At 63.7% G+C, this 12,547-nt stretch carries 10 protein-coding genes; 2 read left to right on the top strand and 8 right to left on the bottom strand.

The window, feature by feature from the left end; all coding sequences use genetic code 11:
• Positions 1-35: 35 nt before the first annotated feature.
• From nrfD to SFHG_RS01165, 5 genes are all read right to left on the bottom strand, one after another.
• Positions 36-932 carry an NrfD/PsrC family molybdoenzyme membrane anchor subunit gene (nrfD, locus tag SFHG_RS01185; protein ID WP_042432441.1) on the bottom strand — a complete coding sequence of 299 codons (897 nt, stop codon included), beginning with the start codon at positions 930-932 and terminating at the stop codon, positions 36-38.
• Positions 933-939: 7 nt separating this feature from the next.
• Positions 940-1,482 carry a 4Fe-4S dicluster domain-containing protein gene (locus tag SFHG_RS01180; protein ID WP_042432438.1) on the bottom strand — a complete coding sequence of 181 codons (543 nt, stop codon included), beginning with the start codon at positions 1,480-1,482 and terminating at the stop codon, positions 940-942.
• Positions 1,483-1,485: 3 nt separating this feature from the next.
• A complete protein-coding gene (locus tag SFHG_RS01175) occupies positions 1,486-3,690 on the bottom strand; it encodes a molybdopterin-containing oxidoreductase family protein (protein ID WP_042432435.1) in 2,205 nt (734 codons plus the stop codon).
• A 59-nt stretch (positions 3,691-3,749) separates the two neighbouring features.
• Entirely contained in the window at positions 3,750-4,442 is a 693-nt protein-coding gene (locus SFHG_RS01170) for a molecular chaperone TorD family protein (RefSeq protein WP_052297751.1), read from the bottom strand.
• Positions 4,443-4,551: 109 nt separating this feature from the next.
• Entirely contained in the window at positions 4,552-5,241 is a 690-nt protein-coding gene (locus SFHG_RS01165; protein WP_042432432.1) for a ferredoxin-like protein, read from the bottom strand.
• A 385-nt stretch (positions 5,242-5,626) separates the two neighbouring features.
• Between SFHG_RS01165 and SFHG_RS01160 the strand changes: the two genes are divergently transcribed.
• On the top strand, positions 5,627-7,765 hold the full coding sequence (locus SFHG_RS01160; RefSeq protein ID WP_042432429.1) for an aldehyde ferredoxin oxidoreductase: 2,139 nt from the start codon (positions 5,627-5,629) through the stop codon (positions 7,763-7,765).
• A gap of 178 nt (positions 7,766-7,943) precedes the next feature.
• On the opposite strand, the gene SFHG_RS01155 is transcribed toward SFHG_RS01160, so the two are convergent.
• Both SFHG_RS01155 and SFHG_RS01150 read right to left on the bottom strand, forming a co-directional pair.
• Entirely contained in the window at positions 7,944-9,170 is a 1,227-nt protein-coding gene (locus SFHG_RS01155) for a hypothetical protein (RefSeq protein ID WP_052297750.1), read from the bottom strand.
• The gene (locus tag SFHG_RS01150) at positions 9,167-9,826 is read right to left on the bottom strand and encodes an iron-sulfur cluster assembly scaffold protein (RefSeq protein WP_042432426.1); all 660 of its coding nucleotides are present in this window, start codon (positions 9,824-9,826) and stop codon (positions 9,167-9,169) included. The genes SFHG_RS01155 and SFHG_RS01150 overlap by 4 nt, the downstream gene beginning before the upstream one ends.
• Before the next feature lie 339 nt (positions 9,827-10,165).
• On the opposite strand from SFHG_RS01150, the gene SFHG_RS01145 reads away from it, so the two are divergent.
• Complete coding sequence (locus SFHG_RS01145) at positions 10,166-11,911, top strand: response regulator transcription factor (protein WP_081468864.1); 1,746 nt, start codon at positions 10,166-10,168, stop codon at positions 11,909-11,911.
• Here the strand turns inward: SFHG_RS01145 and SFHG_RS01140 are convergent.
• A complete protein-coding gene (locus SFHG_RS01140) occupies positions 11,908-12,543 on the bottom strand; it encodes an IMPACT family protein (RefSeq protein ID WP_042432423.1) in 636 nt (211 codons plus the stop codon). The genes SFHG_RS01145 and SFHG_RS01140 overlap by 4 nt on opposite strands.
• Positions 12,544-12,547 lie beyond the last annotated feature (4 nt).

Genomic DNA, 12,547 nt, shown 5'->3' with positions numbered 1-12,547 from the left:
CAGGCGCGGGGCCGGGCGCCCCGCCCCGCGGGCGGCTAGAGCGTCCAGGCGACCGTCATGGTCACCGGCAGCGCGGCCAGCAGCACCAGAAGGCGCAGCACGAAGCCGCCGACCAGCACGCCGATGTCGGAGCCGGCGCTGATCATGTGGGCCTTGCGGGACTCCTCGAACTCCTTGGGGCTGAAGAACAGCATCTTGGTCTCCAGCACCGTCGGGATCACCAGGCCCACGGCGACGAACAGCACCCAGAAGACCACGGCGTACCTGCCGCACGCCAGCGCCTGCACCGAGGCCAGGCCCGCGGTGGAGTTGGTCGCCGTGATGAACAGCAGCGCCGCCACCAGCAGCATCTCGATGCACGGGAAGCAGAAGTGGAACTTCTTGAGCACGCCCACGCGGTTGAACTCCTCGGGGCACTTGAACACGCCGGCCAGCAGCACGGCGGCCATGCCCGTGGACACGGCAGACACCAGGAACAGGATGGGCAGCAGCGCGTTGTTCCACAGCGGGAACGTCTTGCACACGCCCAGCAGGCAGCCGGTGTAGATGGCCACGCAGATGCCGAGCACCGCGCCGACGATCTCGAGGGCCATGGGCACGCGGCGCTTCTTCAGGTCCATGATCAGCGCGACCAGCGCGACGATCACGAACGCGGCCAGGATGACGACGCCCCAGGTCATCACGGACCCGAAGTTGGTCAGCAGCAGCGCGAAGCGCAGCGGGTTGTGCAGGCCCGCCTTGGCGTCGAACATCAGCAGCACGAGGCCGACGATGACGACGATCGGCGCGATCCAGTGGCCGAGCTTGCGCATGGTGACCGCCTCGGGATGACGCCAGGCCAGGAAGGCCGAGGTGGCGAACGCGCCGCCGCCCAGGCCGCCTAGGAACAGATAGCAGGCGATGATGCCGCTCCAAATAGGTGTGTACTCCATCTCAGCATCACCTCACGTAATAGACTTTGGACTTGGTAAGGTCGCCGGCGATGGGGGCCGCGTGCGTGGCGGCGATCTCCTTCACCAGCTCGCAGTCCGGGTCGTCCAGGTCGCCGAAGATGCGCGCGCCGGTCGGGCAGGCCGTCACGCAGCTGCACATCTCGGTGCCGCTCGTGTAGTTGGACACGTTGCAGAAGCGGCACTTGTCGACGGCGCCGGTCTTCTCGTTGCGGTTGCGCACCTGGTAGGGGCAGGCGGCCATGCAGTACAGGCAGCCGATGCAGCGGCCCTGGTCGACCTCGACGATGCCGTCGGGGCCGATGTGGGCGGCTCCGGTCGGGCAGACGCTGGCGCACGGCGCGTCCTCGCAGTGCATGCACTGCAGCGGCACGTGCTCGACGCTCACGCTCGGATACTCGCCGACCTCGCGCTCCTCGAAGCGGATGAACGAGTCAGTCGGATCCAAGCCGTTCTGGCGCTGGCACGCGGTGCGGCAGGCGTAGCAGCCGATGCACTTCTTGGTGTTGATAAGCATTCCATAGCGTGCCATATGCTATGCACCTACTTTCTTGACGGTGACGACGGCCTCCTGGGAGCAGATTCCGCCGTAGCCGGGCTCGATGCGGAAGGGCACGTAGTCCATCTGGCGCAGGCCGACGCCGTACGCCGTCTTCTCCTCCTTCGAGGAGCAGCCGTAGTGGCTGGGCATGTACAGCGCGTCGGGGTTGATGCGCTGGGTGACCTTCACCTGGACCTTGCCCGTGTGCTGCTCGTTGGAGACCTCGACGGTGTCGCCGTCGGAGATGCCGAGCTCCTCGGCGCGCTGGGCGTTCATCCACACGCGCTCGAGGCCGTACTGCTTCGTGATGGCCATGAGCGGCTCGCAGTCGGCGGTCTGCGTGTGGGTGTGGATGGCCTGCTTGCCGCCGATCAGGCGGAAGGACTTGCCGTCCTCGGGCACGGCCACCGCGGGCTCAAGCCACTGCGGGGTGCGGGGCAGGCCCGCCTTCTCGCAGGCATCGGAGGCGAACTGGAACTTGCCGGAGGGCGTCTTCCACTTCGGGTACGAGCCGTACTTGAACGCCTTCTCGGGGAAGGTGCTCACGCCGCAGGCGCGCAGGCCGTCGAGGGACAGGCCCACGGTCTTGAGCTGTGCATCGGCGAGCTCCTCGACGGTGAAGTCGAAGTACTGGCCCACGCCGCACGCATCGGCCAGCTCGGAGAAGATCTGGTCGACGGGCTTGGTGTTGGGGTGCACCTTCTCGATGACCTGGTCGCGGATGGCCACGGCCGGGATCTTGCCGCCGTAGAACTCGGGGAGCTCGAGGCGCTCGAGGTAGCTGGTGTCGGGCAGGACGTAGTCGCACGCGTGGCACGTCTCGGTCATCTGGACGTCGATGCACACCGACAGCTCCAGGTTGGCCAGGCACTCCTGCAGGTAGGCCGGGTTGGAATAGCCCGCCACCATGTTGGAGTTGTAGAAGAACATGCCCTTCATCTTGCCTTCCTTGGCAAGCTGCGCGGCGTAGACGTTGACGCCCATGCCGGACAGGGACAGCGGGTACTCGGACTGGCCGGCGATCTTCGCCTCGACCTTGGGCACGGACGGGAACTTGGCCTTGTCCACGTCACCGGCCTTGACCGACGCGCTGAACAGGGCGCCGCCCTTCTGGTTCCAGCAGCCTAGAAGGCCGTTGAAGCAGGCCACGGCGCGGGCGGTCTCGCCGGAGTTGGCATAGCTGCAGCCATAGGCGCCGCGCCAGCTGGGCTCGATGCAGGCGGCCGGGGCGCACTCGGCGAACTTCACCGCGACGCGCTCGATGTCGATGGCCTTCAGGCCGGTGATCTCAGCTGCCCACTCGGGCGTGTACTGTCCCAGGGTGGCGGCCCACTCGTCGAAGCCGGTTGCCTGCTCGGACACGAACTTCTTGTCGTACAGGCCGCGGTCGACGAGCACGTGGCTCATGGCCAGCACCAGCGCCAGGTCGGTGCCCGGGTTGATGGGCAGCCACTCGTCGGCGAAGGCGATGGAGTTGTTCAGGCGCGGGTCGACCAGCACGATGTACGCGCCGTTCTCGTGCGCCTTCTCCAGGGCGTGCAGCTGGCTCGGGCGGATGGCGTCGGCGTAGCTGCGGCCGATGAACATGCAGGCCTTGGCGTTCTCGACGTCGGCCAGGTAGTCGCCCGCGCCGATGACCTGCGTGAAGCCGGAGTTCTTCGACATGTTGCAGGCCGCGCCGTGCGTGTACACGTTGGCGCTGCCGAGCGCCTGCATGAAGCGCTTGGTGTAGTAGGAGCCGGACGGGCGCGGGTCCTGGACCATGGCCAGGGCCTCGGGGCCGTCGGAGCCGATGATGGACTTGACCTTCTCGGCGATCTCGGAGTAGGCCTGGTCCCAGCTGATCTTCTCGAACTCGCCCTTGGCGTTCTTCTTCAAGGGGTCGGTCAAGCGGTCCTCGGAGTAGGCGATGGACGCGTAGCCGTATGCGCGGCCGCACAGCGTGCCCTCGCAGTGGGGATGGCTGGGCTCGCCGATCATCTTGGTGAGCTTGCCGTCGACCACGTACCCCTTGAACCCGCACTTGGAAGAGCAGGAGTTGCACAGCGAGTAAGCGGTGTGGGATTCCACATCCTTCGTCCCGCTCGCGTCAGCCTGCTCCCAGGCGCCGAAGCTCATGAAGCCCGCGCCGGCCGCTACTGCTGCGACCCCGGCGCTGCCGGCCAGAAAGCTTCGCCTGGTAATAGCGTTTTCTGACATTGCTGATTCCTCTCTATATGCATCCTGCGTCATCGTTTCATCCATGATGCGAACCGCCATCAAGCCGTCTGGTCGGACTCGGACTCCGCGCGCTGTTCCGCGCAAATGCCCAAGATCACGTCGACCAGGCTGATGTAGAACCGCGCGTCATCGTCAAGCTTCAGCAACTTCAACCGGTAGTCGGTCAACCAATCGAAGCGCTCGGCCACAAACTGTCGAGCCTCGGCGTCCATGCCGCTTCGCAGCAGAACTGCCACCAGGTCAAGCTCCAATGCCAGGTGATCGGGGCAGTCGGCGTATTCCGCCGGCACCTCCAGGCCCAGCTGCTCGATCAATGCCCGCATGTAACGCGCCGAAGCGCCCAGGTACAGGCCCTTCTGCTTGCCGATGAGCGGATTCACGTTGTCGGGAGTGTTCCAATCCGTGTACAGCGATTCCACCGGAATCGCCGACTGGGGAAGCCCTCCGGTGAAGTGACGCGCCGCAAAACCCTGCTTCTCATCGAAAAGCGGAGGGCAGAACAGCTCGTCGACCTCGTTGGCGGAAAGGAATTCCTGCATGGGCGCGCGCACATGCATGCGCTCGATGGGGGTTGCCTGCTTGCCGAAACGCGTGTCGTCCTGCAAAAGACGGCGAACGCCGTCCATGAACTCGGCCCAGGCAGCGCTGCGCGTCATCTGCTTCCATTCGTCCTTCTCAACGGAACCGAAGCACTTCGAAAGCACCGAGAACACCGCTGCGTCGTCCATCATCTCGCGCTCACTCCTTTCCTTGGTCGCGGTTATAAGGTTTTCGACCTTTCACATCCCGCGCTTGCCGCGCGGGCGTTCGCATCATGCGAGGTATATCGCCCCGAAACGATTACGCGGTGACCGCGGTCGTCGTACGAACGATGCCCTCGTCGATGATCTTCTGCGCGATATCCTGCCAATCGATGAACTGGATGGCGCCATTGGGGCACTGCTCGGCGCAGCGGCCGCAGGAGATGCACTTCGTGGACACGCCGGTCTCGGTGTCGACGCGGGGCATGTTCCAGGGGCAAGCCTGGCTGCACATGCCGCAGCCGATGCACTTCTTGGTGTCGACCGTGCGGGCGCCGGTCTTCTCGTCGGCGTAGATGGCGTGGACCGGGCAGTACTTCACGCACTGCGCGTCGGCGCACTGCTTGCAGTGCTCGACGGTGAACTCGCAAGCACCCTTGCCGTCGCCGAAGGAGCCGTCGCCGGTGTCGGCGGACTTGCCCCAGTAATAGTTATCCCACACACGCACGCGGGCGATGTGCTGGCACACGCGGCCGTCGTTCTTCAACGTGCACATCATCTCGCAGCGCTGGCAACCCGAGCAACGGGCGCGATCGGTGACGATCATCTTGGTGGGCGTGGTGCGCAGCTCGATGCGGCCGGATGCGATGGACTCCTGGGTGACGCCCCAGCTGGCCAGCGCGCCGCCGACGACCAAACCTGCAACGCCGCAGCCGGCCATGGCCAGCACGTCACGGCGGGTGATGTTCTTCTTGACCGGGGCGCTGCCGCTTGTATTCGTATCTGACATTCTCAGTACTCCCCCTCACATATATTGGTGAGTCGCTACCTTGCGCCGGTTCCTCCCTCAGCCGAGGCCTCGTCCGCCTCGTCCCTTCTGATTTCCGGCGCACACTCTTCGCCCTTTCCGGGTCACGCAACGGTAAGTAGTATGCGGCTCACCTCTTTTTCGGTATCCCCTCTTTGGGGGTCAATGCGGTCGAATTTGTCCCCTCATTCGCCGGAAAATCCAATCCGTTCGCCGTTTACCAGGCCATTTCCATAAATTACCCTCAAAGAGGGGATACCCGATTCATAAGGTGCGCAACACTGCCCAGTGACGAATTGTCGTCTGCACCCGAATCGCCCGACATGTCACGCAACGCATGTATCGAGAAGAGATTTGGAGATGCAACATGGCTGACGAGAAGTCATACGGCTGGGCCGGCAAGATCCTGCGCGTCAATCTGACGACGGGCAGCATCACCACCGAGTCCACCGCACCTTATAAGGAATACATCGGCGGCATGGGCCTTGCCAACAAGATCATGTACGATGAGGTGCCCGCTGGCACCGATCCTCTTTCCGAGGAGTCCAAGATCGTTTACGCCGTCGGTCCGCTGACCGCTTCCGGCGTGCCGCTGGCTGGCCGTACCACCATCAGCTTCCTGTCCACGTTCAGCAAGGACCATCTGGTCGTCGACGCACACTGCGGCGGCATGATCGGCGCCCGCATCAAGCTGGCCGGTTACGATGCCATCATCGTCGAGGGCAAATCCGACAAGCCGGTGTACCTGCACATCAAGGACGATCAGGTCGAGATCAAGGACGCCTCCTTCGTCTGGGGCATGGGCACCCGTTCCACCACCGAGGCTTTGAACCGCCTCGAGGGCAACCGTGCCTGCGTGGCGACCATCGGTCCTGCCGGTGAGAACCTGCTGCCCTACGCCGTCATGATGAACTCCCGTAACCACTCCGCCGGCGCTGGCCTGGGCACCATCATGGGCTCCAAGAAGCTCAAGGCACTGGTCGTCGAGGGCAACGGCAGCGTGAACGTCAAGGACCCGAAGGCCCTGGCCGATCTGTCCGACTACATGCTGCGCGAGATCGTCGGCTCCAACAACAACCATGTCGTGCCGTCCACCCAGCAGGAATGGGCAGAGTACTACGACAAGGGCACCCGTTGGACTGCTCGCAAGGGCCTGTACTGGGCCGACGCCGAGGGCGAGCCGATCGAGACCGGCGAACCGAAGCCGGGCGAGATCAACACCGTCGGCTACCGCTGCATGAAGACCACCAAGGACGAGGGTCCCGAGGCCGAGAAGTACACCATCAAGATGAACGGCTGCCACAGCTGCCCGATTCACTGCTACTCCGACATGCGCGTGCCGAACGCCAAGAAGAACGGCGGCTTCGAGATCACCGGCAACACCTGCGTGCCGAACTTCCCGTTCTCCATTTACATGGTGAAGATCCTGGGCGAGCACACCCCCGTCAAGGCTTCCACCGAGGACGGCCTGATCTGGGACCAGGTTGTCGGCGGCACGATGGACGACCTGGGCATGTGGTGCAACTACGCTCAGATTTACCGCGACATCGCGCACTGCGTGTCCAAGGGCATCTTCAAGAAGGTGCTGCCCGAGGCCGAGTACAACATGTTCGACTGGACCAAGTTCGAGAAGAACGACCCGACCATCATGGTCGAACTGCTCAAGCACATCGCCCAGAACGACAACGAGATGTCCTACCTTGGCCACGGCCCGCTCGTGTGGTGCCCGCGCTGGGACGACATGGAGTGGTTCGACACCACCGCTAGCTGCCTGATCAACTACCGCGGCTGGCCGGTGCACCACGCAATCGAGTCCTACGGCCAGGTCGGCGGCCTGCTGAACATGGTGTTCAACCGCGACCCCATGATCCACTCGCATCAGAACATGCTGCAGTGCGGCCTTCCGCATGAGCTGAAGCAGCAGATCGCTGCCGAGCTGTGGGGCGGCGAGGACGCTCTGGACGACGCCAAGGACTACAAGCCGATGAATGAGCACAAGGCGAACTTCTGCTGGTGGTCCATCGTCACCGACGTGCTGCATGACTCGCTGACGCTGTGCAACTGGGTGTGGCCGATGGCCCAGTCCCCGTCGAAGAGCCGTAACTACCGCGGCGACCTCGACCTGGAGGCCAAGTTCTACAAGGCCGTCACCGGCGAGGACATCACCACCGACGAGCTGTACAAGCGCGCCGCTAAGATCATGACGCTGCAGCGCGCCAACACCGTGCGCGGCATGACCGACAAGGACGGCAAGATCGGCTGCAACGACTGCCGCACCATCCACGACGTCATCACCCAGTGGCCGTTCACCAAGGACCCGGACAAGGAGCCGTTCACCAAGGGCACCGACAAGATGGAGAAGGAAGACTTCCAGAAGGGCCTGACCATGCTGTACGAGAAGTTTGGTTGGGATTCCGAGAAAGGCTGCCCGACGGCCGACTGCCTGGACTACTACGGCATGGACGACGTCAAGGCCGAGCTGCAGAGCCTGAACCTGCTGCCGTAAACGCTAAGCTGGCAAGCTAGACCGGCAAAGCAAGCTTGAATCGCAAACGCCCCCCGTTGCGCAGACAGCGGGGGGCGTTTTTGCGTTCTAGGGTTAGCAAAAAAATGCGTCCCGAGCGAGACTGCTCGGGACGCATTGCGTTGCGTATGGCTGCTGCGCGCTAGGCCCTCATCGGGCATTACACGTCGGCGGGGCGCTCCACCGCATCGTATTCGGCCAGCGATGCCGCATAGCCGGACTCGAGGTACTGCGTGGAATAGTAGTACACGTCGCCGTTGGATGCCTCGGTGCGCTCGATGTCCGGATAGTTGCCGGAATCGCGCACAGCCTGCCACGTTTCCTCGATCTGCTCGTCGGTCATGCGGAAGGGCGGGTTCTTCAGGCACTCGGCGGCATAGGGGCGAGGGTACACGCGCGAATCCTCGCGCACGCATTCGACGAACGTTACCACCGGGTTGTCCTCGGCCGCTAGGAACGCCCAGCGCGCGTAGCTGGCAGTCATGAGCGTCTCATCGTACAGGTAGTAGCTGTGCATACCCATGAGCACCTTGATGCGGTTGCACTTGATCTCCTTGCGCACGGGTGCCGCGTTCTCGTCCTCCACAAGCACCCATTCGCCGTCGATCTGCTCAAGGCGGTAGCCCTCGGGGATGCGCAAGCCGGCGAAGGGGCTCCTGTCGTCCTCGGCAGGCTGGTCATCTTCGGCTGCGCTATCAGGGGAAGCCGTGGCGGGCTCGGAAGCCGCAGGCGTTACGGCGACGGCGGCGCTTTCGGCGGATTCCGCAGCGTTATCGACCTGCACGGAAGCATCGACGCCCGCGGCGGACTCGGCTTCAGCGGAATCCTCAACGGCTTCCGGCGCCTTATCGGCAGCCTCGGCCGCCTTCGCCTCGTTGTCGGCCTCGATCTGCTTCAAGCGGCGGTTCGGGATCTTCGGGGGCACGCCCACCGCTCGAGTGGCAGAACGCACCGCGGCGGCCTTCGCGCGCTCGGCGGCGCGTTCCGCCTCGATCTCTTCCTTGTGTTCCGCCTGGTAATCATCGAGCCATTCGTACACGAACATCTCGAAGTCCTCGGCCGTCATATGCTCGGGCACCAAGCCGATCTCAGGCCAACGCTCGGGCGTGACCAGGTGGCTGTCGGCAGACTGTTTGCGCACGTCATCGAACACATCGGCAAGTGCGTTGTTCTCCGCCAGCTCGCGTGCGGCCGCAAGCTCCTCCTCCGTGGGCTCGTCGGCCGCTTCCCCTTCAGGCGCCTCATCGACGCCGACTGCGGCAGCTTCCGCATTCCCAGCGGCTGCGACGCCCTGGTTGGCGGCAACCTCCCCCACCGCCGATTCCGCGTCTTCCGAAACGACATCCTGGCCCAGAGGCTCCCCGGCCGTCTTCATCTGCTCGCTCATTTCGCCTCGCCGGCCTTCTGCTTCGCGATGGCCTCGTTAACCCTCATCTCGACGCGCGTGTCGCGCAGGCTGCAATGCTCGCACATCAAGCACGCCACCGACATCTCGTCGCAGGGCAGCTTCTCGTCCATCTCCGCAAGCGGCATGCCGCAACGGTACATCCAGTCGCCCACCAGGCCGCGCACGGCCTCGATGGCGAACAGGGTGGTATGCCCCTTGCCCTTCGGCACGCCGTCTACCGCAAGCTCCACGTCCTTGGGCGTCAGCTCCAACGCCTGCGAGAACGTCTTGCCCTCGATCATGGAGCAGATGGCGCTTGCACAACCGGTCATGGCCAGGCACCCGCGGCTCTTGAAGCCCACCTTCACGAACACCGGGTCGGCAACGGAGTCGTCGACCACCGCGAACAGGCGCAACGCCACCTCGCCGCGCTTCGACTTGCCCACCATGCTCTGCACGTTGAAGCCCTCGGGCTTGCCGGCGTTCTTGAAGTTCGCCACGATGGCGAGCATCGTTTCCGAGTAGCCTTCCACGCCGTTGTCCAGCTCGGTCTGGTACACGTCCTTCGTGCGGATGAGCGCACGGTCGTCCGGCTCGTGGTAGATGTCACGGCCCTCATCCGGCTCATCGAACGTGATTTCCTGCTCGTTCGCCATATCGATACCCCCTACAGTTAACGTTGCTGTTACTATGCATTATTTCCCTTATGTTATGATGGCGAACATGGCGTTTCGCGCATACCCTCTTTGAGGGAATTTGCGAACAAGTAAGCCGGCCTTTTGGGGAGAGGGACGGCCACCTGGCAAATCGCGCTGCATGAACCAGGAGGATCAGTGAGGATCAACGAAACGGGCGATTCGATCGCTCAGCGCGCACAACGGCACGGAGGGGCCTCGGCCTCTGGACAACCGGCAAGCGCTTCAAGCGCCGTCGGCGCGAAGCCGAGTGCTCGAACGCGCACAGGCCGCCTTACGCCCGACGACGCCGCTCACCCTATGCCAACCGGCATGAAGCTGCTCAGCCTGTACATCCCGCTCCTCCCCTCCATCTTGGGCCTGTGCTTCGCGCGCGCGGGGCTTATCGTTGCCGGCTACGGCAGCTATACCCACACCGATGAGGGGATATTCACCGATGGCAGCATGCTCGTGGCGCTTTCCTTCATGGCCGTTATCCTGCTTGTCATCGGAGCGCGGAAGATCCGCCTGAAAAAGCGCACCACCAACCGCATCATGCGCACGTGCGTTGCATTGGAGGCGCTGTGCGTGCTGCTGCTTCCCCTGGCCCACATTGCAGGCGCCTTCTGGCCGAACGTGCATTTCTGGCTATGCGCGACCGTCACGTTCTTCGCATCGTTCGCCATCTTCTATTGGCTGCGCCGCGCACGCGGATGCGGCAGCACCACCGCCGTGCTGTATGTGTTCAGCGCCCTTGCCATCAGCGAGGTGGAAATATACGTTTGCTCGCTCATCGGCACCTACGGCTTCTACGTTGCCGCCGCTCTCTCCCTCCTGCAGTTCCCCTGCATGCTGAGCGCGCGCAAGAACAAGCTGGCGAACGATATCGAGTCGTTCACGCCCAACGACGACTTCTTCGGATTCGCCACCACGTTGCTGTCGAGCAAGCGCTTCCTCACGGCGACGGCAACGAGCATCGGCGTGCTCTCCATCGTGGACGGCTTCTTGCGCGGCTACCCAGACGGTACGCCCATCGCGTTCCAGCCCGCCACCCGGGTTGCATATGGCCTGCTCACCATAGCCATTTGCGTCATCGTCATTTCCTTGATGATGCACAAGCGCAAGAGCGTCATGACCGTGGGCATGTTCATCCTCTTGGAGCTGTTCGCGTGCGCCGCACTGGTGCTGTATGCGGCCTTCCCCGATATGCCGGACATCGGCGCGGTGTTCACCACCACGCTCAATGCGCTGCTGGTAGCGTTCACCTGGTACATCATCATCGCATTTATGAGCTTCGGCTGGCGCGACCCGTATTACTACGCGCTGGGCGGCTGGATCGTGTGGCTCGGCTGCCGCGCCATCGCGCGCGTGACGCTGATAAACGTGCAGTCGCTTTCCACGAACGACCTGCTCATCAACGCCATCATGGGCACCTGCGTGGTCATCTCCACGCAGGTGGCGCTCGGCCAGTTCCTCAAGGTCTCCCAGATGGAAGCCGATGAGCGCCACGATCTGCACGTACGCCGCATGGAGCGCCTGGAGAAGCAGCTGTCGCGGGCGCAAGCGAATGTGGAAGCGCTCACGATCTTGAAAAACAACGCTGGCGAATACAGCGAGTGCGCCGCTTGCGCAAATGCGGCGCCTATGGGCGCCGGTACCGCCGGTGCGGTCGGTACCCCGAACCCCTTGCAATGCGCAGGGGTAATGCCCATCGAAAGCGTCGATCAGGACGAAACGGCGGACGAGAGCCGCAACGCGCAGCCCGGTTCCAAACGCGGGATGCGGCTGGTGCGGCTGATGGGCCTTGACGAGGGCGATTCCATCGCCGATATCCGCAAGGCCACCATGCGAAACAATGCCGAGCAGATGGGCAAGCAGTTCCTGCTCTCCGACCGCGAGGTGGAAGTGCTTGCGCTGTACGCGCTGGGCTGGACGCAGAAGCGCGTTGCCGAGGAACTTTACATCAGCCCCAGCACCGCACACGCCCACATCAAGCGCATCTACGCGAAAACGGGCCTGCACTCCCGCCAAGAGATTCTGGACTTCATGGACCAGTACACGTCCTAGAAAGCGGCGTCTATGGGGTCGCCGACCTCCACGTCCTCCTGGCCGCGCTCCAGCGCCGTCAGCGCATCAAGCAGAGGCTGCTGCGTGCCATCGAGCATGCGCAGGTTCATGGTGACCGCATCGGCGAAATCGGTTGACAGCACCTTGGCGCCGTGGTCTTCCGCCAGACGCATCAGCTGCTCGTAACGCGGGTACGCTATGCGGATGCGCAAATCCACGCAGCGCGACACCACCACCAACTGCGCGGCATCGATACCCGCCTGAGTTGACTGGGTGTAGGCGCGAACCAAGCCGCCCGTGCCCAGCAGCACGCCGCCGAAATAGCGCGTGACCACGCACACCACGTCGGTCAGCCCCGCATGCTGCAGCACCTCGAGAGTGGGCAGGCCCGCGGTCTTCTGAGGCTCGCCATCGTCGGAATAGCGAACGCGCCCTGCGGCACCCGCGCCGCCCTGGCGCAGGATATATGCATACACGTTGTGACGCGCCATGCGGTTCGCCGCACGGATCTCCTCGAGGAACGCCAGCGCCTCTTCCTCGGTCTCCACATGGGCCAGGCTGGCGATGAAGCGGCTTTTCTTCTCCTCGATCTCGGCGACGGCGCGCCCCTCGATGGTGGTGTACGAGCTCATTCGG

The organism is Senegalimassilia anaerobia JC110 (assembly GCF_000236865.1).
Taxonomy (GTDB): domain Bacteria; phylum Actinomycetota; class Coriobacteriia; order Coriobacteriales; family Eggerthellaceae; genus Senegalimassilia; species Senegalimassilia anaerobia.
This window is presented reverse-complemented; position numbering and strand designations above follow the sequence as displayed.